The organism is Streptomyces sp. NPDC057694 (genome assembly GCF_042799415.1).
Lineage (GTDB): Bacteria > Actinomycetota > Actinomycetes > Streptomycetales > Streptomycetaceae > Streptomyces.
Window position 1 is genome coordinate 70,792 of the sequence record NZ_JBHVIX010000018.1, and the last position, 18,100, is coordinate 88,891.

Sequence of the window (18,100 nt, forward strand, 5' to 3'; positions counted from 1 at the left end):
CGGGCCGCGCGAGAGGTTCCTGCGCGCCCCGCATGTGAAATTCGACCAGAGAGAGCGGGGGAGGGGAAGAGCGACGGGGAGTGAACGGGCGACGGTGAGCCGGGAGGGGACGGTCAGCCGGCGCTGGCGGCCGTCCACTGGCTCCACGGCATGTTCCAGCCGTTGAGGCCGTTGTCCGGCGAGATGGTCTTGTCGTGGGAGTTCTTCACGACGACGACGTCACCGACGAGGGAGTTGTCGAAGAACCACTTCGCGGTCGTGTCGCCGCCCGCGCCGCGCACGTCCTGCAGGCCGACGCAGCCGTGGCTGGTGCCCTGGGAGCCGAAGATGCCGGGCGAGCTCCAGTAGTTGCCGTGGATGAACGTGCCCGACTGCGACAGACGCATCGCGTGCGGCACGTCCGCGATGTCGTACTCGCCGCCGAAGCCGACCGTGTCGCCGTTCATCCGGGTCTGCACGAACTTCTCGGAGATCACCATCTGGCCGTTGTACGTGGGGTGGGCCGTGCTGCCGGTCGAGACGGGGACCGTCTTCAGCGTCTGCCCGTCGCGCACCACGGTCATCTTCTGCGTGTTCACGTCGACGGTGGAGACCTGGGCGCGGCCGACGGTGAAGGTGACCGTCTTGTTCTGCACCCCGTGGATCCCGTTCGCCCCCTCGACCCTGTCGAGGTCGATCTTCATCGTGACCTTGGAGCCGGCCTTCCAGTACTCCTCGGGCCGGAAGTCGAGGCGCTGGGAGTTGAACCAGTGGCCCACGACCTGCTGCCCGCTGCTGGACGTCACCTTGATGTGCGACTGCACGTCCTTCTGCTGGGTGATCGCCTTGTCGAACGTGAACGAGACCGGCATCCCGACGCCGACCGTCGTGCCGTTGTCCGGCGTGTACGTGCCGATGAAGCTGTTCGCCGTGGTCACCGTGGTGAAGATGGAGTTGGCGGCGGCCGTGTCCCCGTCGCCGTCCTTGGCGGTCGCCGATATGCGGTACTTGGTGCCGCGCTCCAACTGCTCCTTCGGCTTCCAGGACGCGCCGTCCGCGGCGATGGTCCCGGCGACCTGCTTGCCGCCGGCCTCCTCGGTCATCTTCACGTCGGTGAGCTTGCCGTCGGCGACCTTCACCCCGGTGGCGTTGATGGAGGCGCTGGTGGAGCCGTCCTTCGCGGAGATGGTGATGCGCGGGGCGTCGCCGCCCTTCCCGCCCTTCTCGTCGTCCGCGGTGGCGCTGCCCCCGCAGGCCGTGAGGGTCAGCGCGCCAAGGGCGAGGGCGGCGCCGATGACGGCCATGTTCTGCCTGCTCACGGTCTGCTCCTTCTTGTGGTCTTCTACGTCTTTTCAGGTACTCCCGGCTGTTTCTCCGGTACGAGGAGAGAGTCCGAAAGGACTGGAAGAGTTCCTTCCGTTTGTTGTGAAGGCAGCCACAGGGACAGTCCTGTTACGTCTGTTACGCAACCGTCCTACGCCTGGTCGTAGAGGTCGCCGTACGCCAGGTGCGTCCCGCTGGGGGTGACCGCCGACTCCGCCGCCCGCACCGCCCGCACGATCGCTCGCGTCACCAGGTCCGCGCCCGCCGCCAGGATCTCGTTCAGCGCCAGCGGGTTCGCGGCGTCGAGCGGCCGCGCGCCGGTGGCGAGGGCGAAGACCGTGTCGCCGTCGTTGAGCAGATGGACGGGGCGCACGGCCCGCGCGATGCCGTCGTGCGCGGTACCCGCCACCTTCTGCGCCTGGGCGCGGGTCAGGTCGGCGTCGGTGGCGACGACGGCGAGGGTGGTGTTCAGCGGGGGCGGCGGCGCGCCCTGATCTGCCGCTCGCCGCTCGGACAGCGGTGCCGGCCCGTGTGCCGCCTCGGCGTCCGCCCGGGCCCGCGCCAGCCGCCGGCCCGCCGCCTCGTGCACGGCGGGAGAGGGATACGTCACCGGGCCGTGCCCCGCGAAGAAGTCCCCGTACAACGCCCCCGTCACCGGATCGATCGCCGAACCCGCCGCATTGGCGACGACCAGCACCCCGACCGTGATCCCCGACGCGAGCACGGTCGACGCGGTGCCGATGCCGCCCCGCACCGGGCCGACGAGCGCCCCCGTGCCCGCGCCCACGCTCCCCTCCTGAACGGGCGCCCCGAGCTCGCTCCGCGCCGCCGCCTCCACCGCGGCGCGGCCCGTGCCGGCCCCCGGCCGTGCCCGCCAGTCGCCGCCCCGGCCCAGATCGAACACGCAGGCCGCCGGAACCACCGGCACGACCTGCCCGGGACCCCCCACCGGCACCCCGCGCCCCTGCTCCTCCAGCCAGTCCACGACCCCCGACGCCGAGTCGAGCCCGAACGCGCTGCCGCCCGTCAACGTGATCGCCTCGATCCGCTGCACCAGATTGCGCGGATCGAGCGCGTCGGTCTCCCGGGTGCCGGGCCCGCCCCCGCGCACATCGACCGCGGTGACCGCACCCCCCTCCGGGGCCAGCACGACCGTGGTCCCGGTCAGCCATCCGTCCTCCGCGCAGGTGGCGTGCCCCACGCGCAGCCCGTGGACATCGGTCAGAGCGTCTTGAGGAAGCAGAGCGTCATGGATGTGCGTCATGGACCATGCCTAACACGGCAGTTGGCCCACCAGCGGCCCACCAGCGGTCCATCAGGGGCCCGGTACCAGTGCGCCATCGGCCCGTCGGCGGTCTACCAGCTCTCCGCCCGGACCGCCGCCTCCTCCCGCCCGGCCCGTGTCGACAGCGTCATCCCCGCCGCCACCGTCAGCGCCGTCACGATGCCCGCCGCGAGCACCGCCCAGTGCCCGGCGAACGTGCAGGCGAGCACCAGCACCGCGCTCACCGGCAGGGTCAGCTGCTGGGCGAGGCCCACCTTGAAGAACCGTGCGTGCAGCGCCCACACCATGACCAGGAACACCGCGCACGGGATCGTCACGGCGGCGGACGCGGCCGTTCTGCTCAGGTGCGCCTCGCCGACGGCCTGCTCGACCGCGACCTCGATGCCCGCCCCGATCGCCGCCGCCGACGCGAAGATCAGGTAGTGGCCGTATCCCCAGACGAACGCCTGCCGGTTGTCGTGCAGCCGGTCGTGGATCGGCACCGCGAAGTAGATCCACCACGCGGCGAAGACGATGAGCAGCCCGCCGGCCGCGATCGGCAGGAGTTCGCCGAGGGCGTCGTGCTCCTCGATGCCCGACTTCACCGCGACCGTCGCCGCGGCGATCGTCTCGCCGATCACGATGATCGTGAACAGGCCGTACCGCTCGGAGATGTGGTGCGCGTGCCAGGACGTCTGCCGGTCCCGCTCCGCAAAGACGGGGACGCACATCTCGAGGACCGCCATCGCCAGGAAGATCCAGCTCTGCACCGCCCAGTCGGGCGTGAGCATCAGGGCGAGCCAGCCGACCTGGCACAGCAGCACCCCGCCCGCGTACCGCAGGGCGACCTTCCGCTCCGCCCCGCTGCTGGCCCGTGCGGCCCGCAGCCAGTGCGCCGCCATGGCGACCCGCATGATCAGGTAGCCGAGCCAGACGACGGTGAAGTCGTCGTTCTCGAAGGCCCGGGAGACGCCCGCCGCGAGCACCAGCACGCCCGCGATCTGGACCAGCGTGACGACCCGGTAGATCACGTCGTCGTTGTCGTACGCGGAGGCGAACCACGTGAAGTTCATCCACGCCCACCAGATGGCGAAGAAGATCCGCGCGTAGTTGATGACGCCGCTGCCCGTATGCCCCTCGGCGATGGCGTGCACCAGCTCCACCCCGCCCTGGGCGACCGCCACGACGAAGCAGAGGTCGAAGAACAACTCCAGTGACGAGGCCACCCGATGCTGCTCGTCCCGCCCCCGCTCGACCATGCGGCGGACGGGGGAGCGCCGGAGCCGTTCCTGATGCGTGGGTGAGCTGTTGTGCGGGTGTGGATCGTGGTGCGCATCCGGGCTCCGGTGCGGGTGTGGATCGTGTGGTGTGGACGACGTCATGGGACAAGCACAGCAGATCAGCCGCGTGATGTGCCCACACCACGGACGAACGGCCGGTCCCAACGCGTCGCACCCGTCGGGACCTTGGTCGCCCCCTGCTCCGTACTTTCGGGGAGCGCGACACCCGACCAATTCCCCTTACACCCCATTTATCCCGGCGGGACTCTTGAGGAGCAACAACTGTCAGGAAACCCCTCCTCACCACCAGGAACACGTCATGAGTCCTGCCGTCAGGGACGCCGCGGTCGACGACGTCACTTCTTCCTACGACCCGGGGCAGTACCGTCCGGGCCGCACCATCGCCGACTGGGAACCCGAGAACGACCTCTTCTGGAAGTCCATCGGCAAGCGGGTCGCCACCCGCAACCTGTGGATCGCCGTCCCCGCACTCCTCGTGGCCTTCGTGGTGTGGCAGGTGTGGAGCGTCACCGCGACGAACCTGACGGACGTCGGCTTCGCCTACAGCACCTCGCAGCTGTTCTGGCTGACCGCGATCCCCGGGCTCACCGGCGGTACGGCCCGGATTTTCTACACCTTCCTCGGCCCGCGCATCGGCCAGCGCCGCTTCACCGCGCTGTCCACCCTGGTCCTGGTGGTCCCGCTGATCTGGCTCGGCGTCGCCGTGCAGAACACCGGCACCCCCTACGCCGTGATGGTCGCCATCGCCGCGCTGTGCGGCATCGGCGGCGCCAACTTCGCCTCCTCGCTGGCCAACATCGGCTTCTTCTTCCCCAAGCGGGAGAAGGGCAGCGCCACCGGCATCAACGGCGGCCTCGGCAACCTCGGCGTCTCCGTCGTCCAGCTGCTCACCCCGATCGTCATCACCAGCTCGGTGATCGCGATCGGCTCCGCCCAGCACAAGGCCGACGGCACGCCCGTCTATCTGCAGAACGCCGCGTTCCTCTGGGTTCCCGTCCTCGTGGTCCTGGCGGTGATCGCCTGGTTCGGCCAGAACGACCTCAAGGTCGCCTCCACCCCCTTCAAGCAGCAGAAGGTCATCTTCAAGCGCAAGCACAACTGGCTGATGACCTGGCTCTACGTCGGCACGTTCGGCTCCTTCATCGGCTTCGCCGCCGCCCTGCCGATGCTGATCAAGACCACCTGGACCCCGATCGACGCGGCCTACACCGCCGCCACCTACGCCTGGATCGGCCCGGCCATCGGCGCCCTCGCCCGCTGGGGCGGCGGCTGGCTCGGCGACAAGCTGGGCGGCGCGCGCGTCACGATCATCTCGTTCGCCGGCATGGCCGTCTCGATCATCGGCGTCATCAACTTCATGCCCTCGAACGGCGCGGGCGGCAACTTCTGGGGCTTCCTCGCCTGCTTCTACCTGGCGTTCCTCTTCAGCGGCGTCGGCAACGGCTCCACGTTCCGCCAGATCCCCGTGATCTTCCGCGGGCAGCACCTGAAGAACCTGACGGAGGGCACCCCCGAGTACACCAAGGCGCTCAAGCAGGCGGAGATGGAGTCCGGCGCCGTCACCGGATTCACCTCGGCGATCGCCGCCTACGGGTTCTTCTTCATCCCCGCGATGTTCGCCAACTTCGCGGTCACCAGCGCCCTGTGGTGCTTCGTGGGCTTCTACGCCACCTGCATCGGCGTCTGCTGGTGGTTCTACGCCCGCAAGGGCGCCGAGTCCCCGAGCTGACTTTCTGCGGAAAATCTTGTGAATGCGTTCACAAGGGAATTCGGGTCGAAAGTCCCGATAGAAACCCCAGGTCAGACGGCGAATCCCCGTCGCTGCCGCCCCAAAAGTGGGTCCAATGGTCCCGAACTCAGGACCATTGCGGCCCCCGGCGGCGGCGCGACGGGAGTCCAATGAATACGTAGCAACGAACCGGTCGAAGAGATGGGGAAGGTGCCGCAGATGACTGCCACTCCCGCGGAGCAGACGACGCAAGCGACGACGCACGGCGAGGCCTGGGACGGCTTCAAGGGGGGCCTGTGGCGCGACGCCGTCGACGTCCGCGACTTCGTCCAGCAGAACTACACCCCCTACGAGGGTGACGGCTCCTTCCTCGCCGGCCCGACCGAGCGCACCACCGCCGTCTGGGACAAGCTCCTCTCGATGTTCCCCACGGAGATCGAGCGCGGCATCTACGACGTCGACGCCAAGACCCCGTCCCGCATCGACGCCTTCCGGCCCGGCTACATCGACGGCGACGCCAAGGACCACAAGGACCTCATCGTCGGCCTCCAGACGGACGGCGCGCTCAAGCGCGCGATCATGCCGAACGGCGGCTGGCGCATGGTCGAGGGCGCCCTCAACGCCTATGGCTACGAGGCCGACCCCGAGGTCAAGGAGATCTACACCCACCTTCGCAAGACCCACAACGAGGGCGTCTTCGACGCCTACACCCCCGAGATCCGCGCCTGCCGCTCCTCCGGCATCATCACCGGCCTGCCCGACGCCTACGGCCGCGGCCGCATCATCGGCGACTACCGCCGCGTCGCCCTCTACGGCGTCGACCGCCTCATCGCCGCCAAGCAGGCCGACAAGGACCGGCTCGGCGCGGACTGGCCCACCGAGCACGTCATCCGCGACCGCGAGGAGATCTCCGAGCAGATCAAGGCGCTCAACGAGCTCAAGGCCATGGCCCTGTCGTACGGCTACGACATCTCCGGCCCGGCCCGCACCGGCCGCGAGGCCGTCCAGTGGCTGTACTTCGCCTACCTCGCCGCCGTGAAGGAGCAGAACGGCGCGGCCATGTCGATCGGCCGCATCGACAACTTCCTCGACATCTACCTCCAGCGCGACATCGAGGCCGGCCGCATCACCGAGGCCGAGGCCCAGGAGTTCATCGACGACTTCGTCATCAAGCTCCGCATCGTCCGCTTCCTGCGCACCCCCGAGTACAACGACCTCTACTCCGGCGACCCGACCTGGGTCACCTGGTCGATGGCCGGCATCGGCGAGGACGGCCGCCCGCTGGTCTCCCGGACGACCTTCCGCGCCCTGCAGACCCTCTACAACCTCGGCCCGGCCCCCGAGCCGAACCTGACGGTCTTCTGGTCGCGCGCCCTGCCCAAGCGCTTCAAGGACTTCGCCGCCCAGGTCGCCATCGACAGCTCGGCCATCCAGTTCGAGTCCGACGAGCTGATGCGCCCCAAGTACGGCGACGACACCGCGATCGCCTGCTGCGTCTCCGCGATGGCCGTCGGCAAGCAGATGCAGTTCTTCGGCGCCCGCGTGAACGTCGCCAAGGCGCTGCTCTACGCGATCAACGGCGGCCGCGACGAGAAGTCCGGCAAGCGCGTCGTCGAGGGCTTCGAGCCCATCGAGGGCGACTACCTGGACTACGGAGTCGTCGCCGAGCGCTACGACGCGATGCTGGACTGGCTGGCGAAGACGTACGTCCACGCGCTCAACGTCATCCACTACATGCACGACAAGTACGCCTACGAGCGCATCGAGATGGCCCTGCACGACCAGGAGATCCTGCGCACCATGGCCTGCGGCATCGCGGGCCTGTCCGTCGCCGCCGACTCCCTCTCCGCGATCAAGCACGCCAAGGTCAAGGTGATCCGCGACGAGACCGGCCTCGCCGTCGACTACGAGATCGAGGGCGACTACCCGGCCTACGGCAACAACGACGACCGCGCCGACCAGATCGCCAAGAGCATCGTCCACGGCTTCATGGAGAAGATCCGCAAGCACCCGACGTACCGCGACGCGGTGCACACACAGTCGGTGCTGACCATCACCTCGAACGTCGTCTACGGCACGAAGACCGGCAACACCCCCGACGGCCGCCGCTCCGGCATGCCGTTCGCCCCCGGCGCCAACCCGATGAACGGGCGTGACGAGCACGGCTACATCGCCTCCGCGCTGTCGGTCGCGAAGCTGCCCTACGACGACGCCGAGGACGGCATCTCGCTGACCAACACCATCACCCCGGACGCCCTGGGCCGCACACCCACCGAGCGGATCGGCAACCTCTCCGGCGTGCTCGACGGGTTCATGGCCAGCGACGGCTTCCACATGAACGTCAACGTCCTGGACAAGGCGACCCTCGAGGACGCCATGGAGCACCCGGAGAACTACCCGCAGCTGACCATCCGGGTCTCCGGCTACGCGGTGAACTTCGTCCGCCTGACGCGCGAGCAGCAGCTGGACGTCATCAACCGCACCTTCCACGGCTCCCTGTGAGCCCCCGCTGATCCGCGCTCCCGGGGCCGGGCCCTCACCCCGGCCCCGGGCGGCGCGAACACCCCACCTCCACCTCGGACTTCGAGGAGCCCTGCCATGACCGTGCTGCTCACCCAGAACCTCGCCGCGAACGACGCCGCGACCCCGGCCGCCGCCGCGACGCACCGCCCGACCGAGGGCTCGGTGCACTCCTGGGACCTGTCGACCGGCGTCGACGGACCGGGCACACGCTTCGTCACGTTCCTCTCCGGGTGCCCGCTGACCTGCCTGTACTGCCACAACCCCGACACCTGGCGGATGCGCGACGGCAAGCGCACCTCGGCCGACGCGATCGTCGCGGAAGCCGCCAAGTACACCCGGTTCATCGAGGCAGCGGGCGGCGGCGCCACCATCAGCGGCGGCGAGCCGCTCCTCCAGCCGGTCTTCGCAGGTGAACTGCTGCACCGCTTCAAGCGCGAACTGGGCCTGCACACCGCCCTGGACACCTCGGGCTTCCTCGGCGTGCGCGCCACCGACGCCCTGCTGCGCGACGTGGACCTGGTCCTGCTCGACATCAAGTCCTGGGACCGCGCCACCTACAAGAAGGTCACCGGCCGCCCGCTGCAGCCCACCCTGGACTTCGCGCACCGGCTGGCCGACCTCGGCAAGAACGTCTGGGTGCGTTTCGTGCTCGTCCCCGGCCTGACCGACGACCCCGCCAACATCGAGGGCGTCGCCGCCTTCGCCGGCTCCCTGGGCAATGTCTCCCGGGTCGACGTGCTGCCCTTCCACAAGCTCGGCGAGGCGAAGTGGGAGGCGCTCGGCAAGACCTTCACGCTGCACGACACGCCCTCGCCCACCCCCGAGCAGGTCGCCGAAGCCAAGTCGATCTTCGAGGCCCACGGCATCCAGGCGGTCTGAGCCCGCTCCGCCGACGGCGACGTACCCTGGAGCCATGAGCAGCACCGCCCCCGACCCCAAGAAGCGTGACCCGAAGAAGCGTGACCCGAAGGCCGCGCTGATCTTCGACGATCCGCTGACGGCGCAGTCCTCGGACGACTCGGACCGCGGCTGGGGCGAGAGGCCGACGGCGTCCGACAACAGCGCCGCCGACCTGGCGCGCTTCCTCGACGAGAAGCCGCCCCACCACATCTGATCCGCTACGGGGTGCTGTGCCCCGAACCGCGCTGCGAGATGAGCGCGTCGCGGATCTCCTTGAGGACCTCCAGCTCCGAGACCTCGATCGTCTCCTGAGCGCCCTCCTTCGCCGCCTTCCGGGCCGCCGCCTTCGCCAGATACTTGGCCATCGGCAGCACCATCAGGAAGTAGACCACCGCGGCGGTGATCACGAAGCTGAGGACGGCGCTGAGCACCGTGCCCCACATGATCGGGATGCCGCTCGTGACCTCCCCCGCCGCGTTCACCTTGCAGGGGTCCTTCAGGCACGAGCTGTAGTGGTCGAGGTCCTGGGTGCCGAACGCACCCACCAGCGGATTGATCACTCCCTTGACCACGGAGTTCACGACGTTCGTGAACGCGGCGCCGATGACGACCGCGACCGCGAGGTCGATCACGTTGCCACGGAGCAGGAAGGCTTTGAAGCCCTCCAGAATGCTTGTCTTTTCCTCGGTCACGCTCGAGCCCTTCTTGACATGTGGGGGAGGGGTACGAGACCCCCGCGTCACCTAAGTCGGGCTGTTCCGAGCATGTCCAATCCTGTACTCCGGGAGGGTGACAACGCCGCAAGGCCGTCGCAATTCCGGGCGTGACCGGCGCGCATTCGCTCACCACACCGTCACCGCCAGCCGGGAGGACGCACCCGCGCCGGCGAGCCGCACGGCCGTCGCGCGCTCCACCGACAGCACCACCAACGCCCCGCCGTCGGCCGCGACTTCTCCCGGCCCGCCGGACCGCGCCGCCCGCGGCACCGAGGCGACCCGGGCCCCCGAGGCCAGCACCCGCACCCCCGGCATCCCGTCGGCCCGCGCCGCCACCACGTCGACCCGGTCGCCGGGCCGCAACAGCCGCACCGCCCCCGCGTCCGCGATCCGCACCGGCGCGGAGACCGGCGCCGCCCTCCGCGGCGCACCCACGTGCTCGCCCGGCGGCGCCTGCGCGCGCTCGTGCCCGCGCCCCGGCCCCGAGGACGGCACCGCGGCCACCAGAGCCGCCGCCGTCAGGGCGAGCCCGGCGCCGACGACGGCCCGCCGCCGACGCCCCGCGCCGGACCGCCACCGCCCACCCCGCACCCGTACCGGCGCGAAGGCGGGGATCGCCGACGTCGGCGGAGCGCTGAACCGAGGCGGACCGGGCGCGAAAGCGGACGCAGAAGGGGAAGCGACAGAGGAATCGGCGCAGGGACGAGAAGGAGAGTCAGCGAACACGGACGTCACCGCCAGGCGGTCGGAAGGAGGACCTCGATCGGCCGAGCCGGGCACCGCGCCCGTCTCGCCGACCACGATCCACTCCCGCGCCACATCCCGCCGGACCCCGTGTACTACCGACCGGTTGTGGACAACTCCCTCATCCGAAGGGGGCGTTCCGCCGGCGCGAGGGCATCACGGCAGCCGGATCCCCGGGTCCATCCCACCGAGCGCGCTCGCACAGAGACAGTCCCGCTCCCCGGCCGCCGGCAGCCCCGCCACCGCGTCGAAGAGCACGGTCCGCAGCCGGTCCACGTTCTGCGCGAACACCTTCAGCACCTCGTCGTGCGAGACGCCCTCACCGCTCTCGGCGCCCGCGTCCAGGTCCGTGACGAGCGTCATCGACGTGTAGCAGAGCTCCAGTTCACGGGCGAGCATCGCCTCGGGATGTCCCGTCATGCCGACCACGGACCAGCCCATGGAGGCATGCCACCGCGACTCGGCGCGCGTCGAGAAGCGCGGTCCCTCGACGACCACGAGGGTGCCGCCGTCCACCGGTTCCCAGCCCTTGCCGCGCGCCGCGGCCACCGCGGCCTTCCGGCCCACGGGGCAGTACGGGTCGGCGGGCGAGACGTGCACGACGTTCGGCACGGTGCCGTCCGGCAGCGGATGCCCGTCGAAGTAGGTCTGCGCCCGGGACTTCGTCCGGTCCACGAACTGGTCCGGCACCAGCAGCGTCCCGGGACCGTACTCCGGCCGCAGACCGCCCACCGCGCACGGTCCGAGCACCTGGCGCACCCCCACCGAGCGCAGCGCCCACAGGTTGGCCCGGTAGTTGATGCGGTGCGGCGGCAGATGGTGACCGCGCCCGTGCCGGGGCAGGAAGGCGACGCGTCGCCCGGCCACCTCGCCGAGGAAGAGCGAGTCGCTCGGCGGGCCGTAGGGCGTGTCCACCTGGACCTCGGTCACGTCGTCCAGGAACGAGTAGAAGCCGGAGCCGCCGATCACGCCGATCTCGGCGTCGGCAGTTGTGTTCGCGTTCGTCACCATGGTCAGCACAGTAACCAAGCCCAGGCACGCCAAAGACCCCGCCGTCGGGGACGACAGGGTCTGTAAGACGTGGGGCGTCGGAGAAGCGTGCGCCTACGCGGCCGACGACGAGCTGGAAGAGCTCGACGTGGTGGACGAGGACGACTTCGAGTCCGAGGACGACGAAGAAGACGACGAGGTCGAGGAACCCGACTTCGCGTCCGACTTCGACTCGGACTTCGAGGACGACGCCGGGCTGCTGCTCGACGACGAGCCACGGCTGTCATTGCGGTAGAAACCGGAGCCCTTGAACACGATGCCGACGGCCGAGAACACCTTCTTCAGGCGGCCACCGCAGTTGGGGCACTCGGTCAGGGCATCGTCGGTGAACTTCTGCACCGCCTCGAGGCCCTCGCCGCACTCGGTGCACTGGTACTGGTAAGTCGGCACTGTGTCTTCCTCCTGGCACTCTCACTCAATGAGTGCTAACGACGCTCCATAGTGGCCTATTCCACGGGATCAGTCCACTGCCACCGGCACTCGGTGACCCACACCACGTGCCACGGTCCGCCCCGCGGACGGCGGAACGAGCCGCGAACGCAGCAGGAACATGACCACCAGGGCCAGCACGGTGCCCCCCATCGGGACGAGGAATCCGGCCCCGTCCCAGAAGCCGTCCTCCAGCTGTCCGGCCACCGTCACGGCGGCCGCCTGGCCGAGCGCGACCGCGCCGGTGAGCCAGGTGAAGGCCTCCGTGCGGGAGGTCGCGGGCACGATCTTCTCGACGAGCGTGTAGCCGGTGATCAGGGACGGCGCGATGCACACGCCGACCAGCAGACCGAGCCCGGCGAGCACCACGACGGACTGCGCGGCCCACAGGCCGGACGCGGTGACGGCGAGCGCCGTGTAGCCGATGAGCAGGCGGCGCTGCGGGGCGATCTTCCACGCGACGGCGCCGCAGACCAGTCCGGAGAGCATGTTGCCCGCGGCGAAGATCCCGTACAGGACGCCGTTCAGCCCCGGCCGGCCGATCGCCTCGGAGTAGGCGGCGAGCGAGACCTGCATGCCGCCGAAGACCGCGCCGATGCCGAGGAACGTGACGATCAGGACGCGCACCCCGGGCACCCGCAGCGCGGACACCTGCTCCACGCGCGCGTGCTCCCCGACGGTGCGCACCTGGGGCTGGGTGCCCTTCTGGGCGGCGAACAGCAGGCCGCCGACCAGGGTGAGCGCCGCCTCCGTGATGAGCCCCGCGGCCGGGTCGACGCCGGTGCACAGCGCGGTGGCGAACAGCGGGCCGAGGACGAACGTGAACTCGTCCGTGACCGACTCGAAGGCCGCCGCGGTCGTCATCAGGGGCGAGCCCTGAAGCTTCACGCCCCAGCGGGCCCGCACCATCGGCCCGATCTGCGGCGTGGAGGCACCGGTCGGCACGGCGGCCAGGAACAGCGCCCAGGTGGGCGCCCCCGACAGCGCGAGCACGGTCATCGTGAGACCGGCGGCGGAGTGCACCAGGACGCCGGGCAGCAGGACGGCCCGCTGGCCGAAGCGGTCGGCCAGTTTGCCGCTGTAGGGCGCGAACAGCGCCATGGAGACACCGGTCGCCGCGGAGACCGCGCCCGCGGTGCCGTAACTGCCGGTGGTGTGCTGCACGAGCAGCACGATCGAGATGGTCAGCATCGCGAACGGCTGGCGCGCCGCGAAGCCGGGCAGCAGGAACGTCCAGGCGCCGCGGGTGCGCAGCAACTGGCCGTAGCCGGGGCGCTTGGTCCGCCCCTCGTCGGGTTCGGTGACCGTGTCCTTCTGTGGCACGGCCCTTGCCTTTCTGCCGCCTGGTAGTACCCGCCTCCCGGTCGGGGAGGCGGGCACCGAGAGCCGTCCTCATGCGCCGGGAACCGAGTGATACCTGCGGTCCGCGCCAGGAGAGGCCCTGGCCAAGCGGTTCGCGCGCGTGAGTGCGGGCGCCGCACGGGGACCGCGGCCGCTTTGCGGTCGCGCCGGCTCTACTTCAGGCAGAGTCGGTAGTACGCGGGAACGCGTACGTGGTACGTCGGTCTGGGAGCCGGGCACGCGGGTCTGGTCATTCGCCCATGTACACGGATCCGGTCTCCATGTTAACGGCCGGTTTCCGGTCCGGTGCCCAGCCAGCCGGCGAGCTTGCCGCCGTGGCCGATGGCGCGCAGCCGGGCCTCGGCCGCGTCCCGCACGGGGTCGGTCGCGACCACGAGCAGTTCGTCGCCGCGCCGCAGCACGGTCGTCGGGCCGGGCACGAACGATTCGCCGTCGCGGACGACGAGCGTCACGGAGGCGCCCTTGGGCAGCCGCAGCTCCCCGACCTCCACACCGTGCATCCGCGATCCCTTGGGCACGGACACGGACAGCAGGTGGCCGCGCAGCCGCTCCAGGGGCGCCGACTCGATGCCGAGGTCGGCGGCCTCCGACGAGTCGCCCAGCTTCAGCTTGCGGGCCAGCCAGGGCAGTGTCGGTCCTTGGATGAGGGTGTAGACGACGACCAGCACGAAGACGATGTTGAAGATCCGCTGGCTGTCGGCGACGCCGGTCACCATCGGGATGGTCGCCAGGATGATGGGCACCGCGCCGCGCAGGCCGGCCCACGACATGAGGGCCTGCTCCTGCCATCGCATACGGAACGGCAGCAGGCTGATCAGTACTTCCAGTGGTCTGGCGACCATGGTCAGCACGAGGCCGATGAGGAGCGCGGGCACGATGTCGTCGGCCAGCTCGTGCGGGGTGACCAGCAGGCCGAGCAGCACGAACATGCCGATCTGCGCGAGCCAGCCGAGCCCTTCGGCGAAGCCGCGGGTGGCCGGCCAGTGCGGCAGTTTGGCGTTGCCCAGCACCATGGCGGCCAGGTAGACGGCGAGGAAGCCACTGCCGTGGGCCAGGGCGCCCGCGGCGTAGGCGACGGTCGCGATGGCCATCACGGCGATCGGGTAGAGGCCGGAGGCGGGCAGGGCGACGTGCCGCAGCCCGTAGGAGCCGAGCCACCCGACGGCGAGACCGATCGCGGCGCCGATGGCCAGTTCCAGGGCGATCTCGCCGATGAGGACGTACCAGTGCTCCACGGGGCCCGAGGCCGAGAAGGCGACCACGAGGATGACGACCGGGGCGTCGTTGAAGCCGGACTCGGCCTCCAGGACACCGGTGATGCGGGCCGGCAGCGGCACCTTGCGCAGCACGGAGAAGACGGCCGCGGCGTCCGTGGAGGACACCACCGCGCCGATGATCAGGGACGGCCGCCAGTCCAGGCCCACCAGATAGTGCGCGCCCGCCGCGGTCACGCCCACGCTCACCGCGACGCCCACCAGCGACAGTGCGACGGCCGCGGGCAGTGCGGGTTTGATCTCCTTCCACTTCGTGCCGAGGCCGCCCTCCGCCAGGATCACGACAAGAGCCGCGTATCCGATGACCTGGGTCATCTCGGCATTGCTGAAGGAGACATGGCCGATGCCGTCCTGACCCATGGCGATGCCGATGCCGAGGTACAGGAGCAGGCTGGGCAGCCCGCTGCGCGAGGAGATGCGCACCGCGGCGACCGCGATGAGCAGCACAAGGGCGCTGACGAGCAGGAGCTGGTTGAGGTGGTGGACAGTCAGGGGCCGTTCCTTCCGCGAGGAGACTTCGCACGGTCGACGTGGGGGGAGTTACTTCGTTACCTTACCTAATCTTTGACGCTTTCTTGACGCGAGGGCCGTTTCACCGACCGCTCAGGGGTGCCTCCTTCCTGACTCCGCGTCCGAGCGCGACAGGTACTGCTCGTATGGTTGCTCTCGCCCGCCGCTAGCGAAGGACAGCAAGGATCGCGATGCCCTCCACTACGAACGCCTCTGCCGGCAGCAAGCCGCGCAAGAAGAAGGGGCGCCGAGCCCGACTGATCGTGATCGTCCTGGTGTTGGCGGTGATCGCGGGCATCGGGTACGGCGCCTACTGGAGCGTCGACAGCGTCCGTGCCTCCTTGCCGCAGACCACGGGCTCGATCAAGCTCGACGGTCTCGACGGGCCGGTCCAGGTCAAGCGGGACGGCTACGGCATCCCGCAGATCTACGCCTCCTCGGACGAGGACCTGTTCATGGCCCAGGGCTTCGTGCAGGCGCAGGACCGGTTCTACGAGATGGACGTGCGCCGCCACACGACGTCCGGCCGGCTCTCCGAGATGTTCGGCAAGGGCCAGGTCAAGACCGACGAATTCCTGCGCACGCTCGGCTGGCACCGGGTCGCGCAGAAGGAGTACGACTCCAAGCTCTCGCCGTCGACCAAGAAGTACCTCCAGGCGTACTCCAAGGGAGTCAACTCCTACCTGTCGGGCAAGAGCGGCAAGGAGATCTCCGCCGAGTACGTCGCTCTCGGCTTCGAGAACGACTACAAGCCGCAGGCGTGGACGCCGGTCGACTCCGTGGCCTGGCTGAAGGCGATGGCCTGGGACCTGCGCGGCAACATGCAGGACGAGATCGACCGCTCCCTGATGACGAGCCGCCTCGGCCCCAAGCAGATCGCCGATCTCTACCCCGAGTACCCGTACGACCGGAACAAGCCGATCGTCCAGGAGGGCGCCTACAACAGCGCCACCGGGAAGTACGAGCAGAGTGCCACCAGCACCTCCACGCAGTCCGGCACCACCGGCGGGACGGCGGGCACCGGCCTCACGGGCAACGCGCAGGCCCCCAGCAGCCTCCAGAGCCAGCTGGGCGGCCTCTCCGACGTCCTGGACCAGATCCCCGACTCCGCGGGCCTGGGACCGAACGGCAACGGCATCGGATCCAACTCCTGGGTCGTCTCCGGCAGCCACACGGTCAGCGGCAAGCCGCTGCTCGCCAACGACCCGCACCTGGCGCCGCAACTGCCCTCGGTCTGGTACCAGATGGGCCTGCACTGCACGAGCATCAGCGCGAAGTGCCAGTACGACGTGACGGGCTACACCTTCGCCGGGATGCCCGGCGTGGTCATCGGCCACAACCAGGACATCTCCTGGGGCCTGACCAACTCGGGCGTCGACGTCACCGACCTGTACCTGGAGAAGTTCAGCGGCGGCGGCTACCTGTACGACGACGCGACCAAGCCGTTCACCACCCGCAAGGAAGTCATCAAGGTCGCGGGCGGCGACTCCAAGACCATCACGGTCCGCGAGACCAACAACGGCCCGCTGCTGTCCGACCGTGACGACGAGCTGGTGAAGGTCGGCAAGAAGGCGAGCGTCGGCTCCTCGGGGCCCGACCGCGGCGACGGCTACGGCGTCGCGCTGCGCTGGACCGCGCTGGAGCCCGGCAACACCATGGACGCCGTCTTCGAGATCGACAAGGCGAGGAACTGGACCGAGTTCCGCAAGGCCGCCGAGGACTTCCAGGTGCCCTCGCAGAACCTCACGTACGCCGACACCGAGAACAACATCGGCTACACGCTGCCCGGCCGGATCCCGACCCGCGCCGAGGGCGACGACGGCTCGCTGCCCTCGCCCGGCTGGGACTCCAAGTACCGCTGGACCGGCTACATCGACCAGGACGAGCTGCCCTACGAGTACAACCCCAAGCGCGGCTACATCGTGACCGCCAACCAGGCCGTCGTCGGCGAGGACTATCCGTACACGCTCACCACGGACTGGGGCTACGGCACCAGAAGCCAGCGCATCTCCGACCTGATCGCCTCGAAGATCAAGGACGGCGGCAAGGTCTCCACCGACGACATGCGCACCACCCAGATGGACAACAGCAGCGAGATCGCCAAGCTGCTGGTGCCCTACCTGCTGAAGATCGACGTCCAGGACAAGGACGTCCGCGAGGCCCAGCAGCTCCTGGAGAACTGGGACTACACCCAGAACCCGGACTCGGCGGCCGCCGCCTACTTCAACTCGGTCTGGCGCAACATCCTGAAGCTCGCCTTCGGCAACAAGCTGCCCAAGGAGCTGCGCGTCGAGGGCCAGTGCCTGACCGTCGACCCGGTCGACAACACCGGTCCGGCCGACGAGGACCGCAAGGTCCGCGAGTGCGGCCAGCGCGACACGGACTCGGCGCAGCCCGACGGCGGCGACCGCTGGTTCCAGGTCGTCCGCAACATCCTCAAGGACGAGAAGAACGACTGGTGGAAGGCGCCCAAGTCGCGCACCGACAGCGCCACGAACACCCGTGACGAGCTGTTCGGCCGCGCTCTTGAGGACGCCCGCTGGGACCTGACCGCCAAGCTCGGCAAGGACATCGACACCTGGAGCTGGGGCCGCCTGCACAAGCTGGAGCTGAAGAACCAGACCCTCGGCACCGAGGGCCCGGGCTGGCTGCAGTACGTACTGAACCGCGGCCCCTGGAAGCTCGGCGGCGGCGAGGCGGCCGTCGACGCGACCGGCTGGAACGCGGCGGGCGGCTACGGCGTCGACTGGGTGCCGTCGATGCGCATGGTGGTCAACCTGGACGATCTCGACAAGTCCCAGTGGATCAACCTGACCGGCGCCTCGGGCCACACCTTCAGCGCCCACTACACGGACCAGACCGACAAGTGGGTCAAGGGCGAGCTGCTGCCGTGGGCGTTCACCAAGGACGCCGTCGGCAACACCACGTCGGACACGCTGGTGCTCAAGCCCTGACACCGGGAACGTGAGAAGGGCCCTCCACGCGCGCGTGGAGGG

General features: G+C 69.6%; 14 protein-coding genes. 5 read left to right on the plus strand and 9 right to left on the minus strand.

Annotation, left to right across the window (positions count from 1 at the left end; all coding sequences use genetic code 11):
* Window positions 1–113 precede the first annotated feature (113 nt).
* The 3 genes from ACFVDP_RS30815 to ACFVDP_RS30825 form a co-directional block, all read right to left on the minus strand.
* Window positions 114–1,283, minus strand: coding sequence for an Ig-like domain-containing protein (locus ACFVDP_RS30815; protein ID WP_383497099.1), 1,170 nt, complete (start codon window positions 1,281–1,283; stop codon window positions 114–116).
* 170 nt (window positions 1,284–1,453) lie between these two features.
* A complete protein-coding gene (locus ACFVDP_RS30820; RefSeq protein WP_383496825.1) occupies window positions 1,454–2,566 on the minus strand; it encodes a P1 family peptidase in 1,113 nt (370 codons plus the stop codon).
* Between the two features lie 92 nt (window positions 2,567–2,658).
* Complete coding sequence (locus ACFVDP_RS30825; RefSeq protein WP_383496828.1) at window positions 2,659–3,825, minus strand: low temperature requirement protein A; 1,167 nt, start codon at window positions 3,823–3,825, stop codon at window positions 2,659–2,661.
* A 340-nt stretch (window positions 3,826–4,165) separates the two neighbouring features.
* On the opposite strand from ACFVDP_RS30825, the gene ACFVDP_RS30830 reads away from it, so the two are divergent.
* From ACFVDP_RS30830 to ACFVDP_RS30845, 4 genes are all read left to right on the plus strand, one after another.
* A complete protein-coding gene (locus ACFVDP_RS30830; protein ID WP_383496831.1) occupies window positions 4,166–5,596 on the plus strand; it encodes an MFS transporter in 1,431 nt (476 codons plus the stop codon).
* Window positions 5,597–5,815: 219 nt separating this feature from the next.
* A complete protein-coding gene (pflB, locus tag ACFVDP_RS30835) occupies window positions 5,816–8,098 on the plus strand; it encodes a formate C-acetyltransferase (RefSeq protein ID WP_383496834.1) in 2,283 nt (760 codons plus the stop codon).
* A gap of 96 nt (window positions 8,099–8,194) precedes the next feature.
* Entirely contained in the window at window positions 8,195–8,998 is an 804-nt protein-coding gene (pflA, locus tag ACFVDP_RS30840; protein ID WP_383496837.1) for a pyruvate formate-lyase-activating protein, read from the plus strand.
* 34 nt (window positions 8,999–9,032) lie between these two features.
* A complete protein-coding gene (locus ACFVDP_RS30845; protein WP_383496840.1) occupies window positions 9,033–9,233 on the plus strand; it encodes a hypothetical protein in 201 nt (66 codons plus the stop codon).
* A gap of 4 nt (window positions 9,234–9,237) precedes the next feature.
* Here the strand turns inward: ACFVDP_RS30845 and mscL are convergent, their stop codons facing one another.
* From mscL to ACFVDP_RS30875, 6 genes are all read right to left on the minus strand, one after another.
* Window positions 9,238–9,711, minus strand: coding sequence for a large conductance mechanosensitive channel protein MscL (gene mscL, locus ACFVDP_RS30850; RefSeq protein WP_383496843.1), 474 nt, complete (start codon window positions 9,709–9,711; stop codon window positions 9,238–9,240).
* 150 nt (window positions 9,712–9,861) lie between these two features.
* The gene (locus ACFVDP_RS30855) at window positions 9,862–10,326 is read right to left on the minus strand and encodes a hypothetical protein (protein WP_383496845.1); all 465 of its coding nucleotides are present in this window, start codon (window positions 10,324–10,326) and stop codon (window positions 9,862–9,864) included.
* Between the two features lie 309 nt (window positions 10,327–10,635).
* Window positions 10,636–11,490 carry an S-methyl-5'-thioadenosine phosphorylase gene (locus ACFVDP_RS30860; RefSeq protein ID WP_383496848.1) on the minus strand — a complete coding sequence of 285 codons (855 nt, stop codon included), beginning with the start codon at window positions 11,488–11,490 and terminating at the stop codon, window positions 10,636–10,638.
* 93 nt (window positions 11,491–11,583) lie between these two features.
* The gene (locus ACFVDP_RS30865) at window positions 11,584–11,919 is read right to left on the minus strand and encodes an FmdB family zinc ribbon protein (RefSeq protein ID WP_383496850.1); all 336 of its coding nucleotides are present in this window, start codon (window positions 11,917–11,919) and stop codon (window positions 11,584–11,586) included.
* Window positions 11,920–11,988: 69 nt separating this feature from the next.
* On the minus strand, window positions 11,989–13,281 hold the full coding sequence (locus tag ACFVDP_RS30870) for an MFS transporter (RefSeq protein ID WP_383496853.1): 1,293 nt from the start codon (window positions 13,279–13,281) through the stop codon (window positions 11,989–11,991).
* A 302-nt stretch (window positions 13,282–13,583) separates the two neighbouring features.
* Window positions 13,584–15,086: a potassium/proton antiporter gene (locus ACFVDP_RS30875; RefSeq protein ID WP_383497103.1), complete on the minus strand. Its 1,503-nt coding sequence runs from the start codon at window positions 15,084–15,086 to the stop codon at window positions 13,584–13,586.
* Between the two features lie 209 nt (window positions 15,087–15,295).
* Between ACFVDP_RS30875 and ACFVDP_RS30880 the strand changes: the two genes are divergently transcribed.
* The gene (locus ACFVDP_RS30880) at window positions 15,296–18,058 is read left to right on the plus strand and encodes a penicillin acylase family protein (RefSeq protein WP_383496857.1); all 2,763 of its coding nucleotides are present in this window, start codon (window positions 15,296–15,298) and stop codon (window positions 18,056–18,058) included.
* The last annotated feature ends 42 nt before the right edge of the window (window positions 18,059–18,100 follow it).

Coding starts and splice junctions, on each gene's coding strand:
- ACFVDP_RS30845 (WP_383496840.1), top strand. CDS start 9,033: ATGAGCAGCACCGCCCCCGACCCCAAGAAGCGTGACCCGAAGAAGCGT.
- ACFVDP_RS30880 (WP_383496857.1), top strand. CDS start 15,296: ATGCCCTCCACTACGAACGCCTCTGCCGGCAGCAAGCCGCGCAAGAAG.
- pflA (WP_383496837.1), top strand. CDS start 8,195: ATGACCGTGCTGCTCACCCAGAACCTCGCCGCGAACGACGCCGCGACC.
- ACFVDP_RS30825 (WP_383496828.1), bottom strand. CDS start 3,825: ATGGTCGAGCGGGGGCGGGACGAGCAGCATCGGGTGGCCTCGTCACTG.
- ACFVDP_RS30820 (WP_383496825.1), bottom strand. CDS start 2,566: ATGACGCACATCCATGACGCTCTGCTTCCTCAAGACGCTCTGACCGAT.
- ACFVDP_RS30830 (WP_383496831.1), top strand. CDS start 4,166: ATGAGTCCTGCCGTCAGGGACGCCGCGGTCGACGACGTCACTTCTTCC.
- ACFVDP_RS30860 (WP_383496848.1), bottom strand. CDS start 11,490: ATGGTGACGAACGCGAACACAACTGCCGACGCCGAGATCGGCGTGATC.
- ACFVDP_RS30815 (WP_383497099.1), bottom strand. CDS start 1,283: ATGGCCGTCATCGGCGCCGCCCTCGCCCTTGGCGCGCTGACCCTCACG.
- pflB (WP_383496834.1), top strand. CDS start 5,816: ATGACTGCCACTCCCGCGGAGCAGACGACGCAAGCGACGACGCACGGC.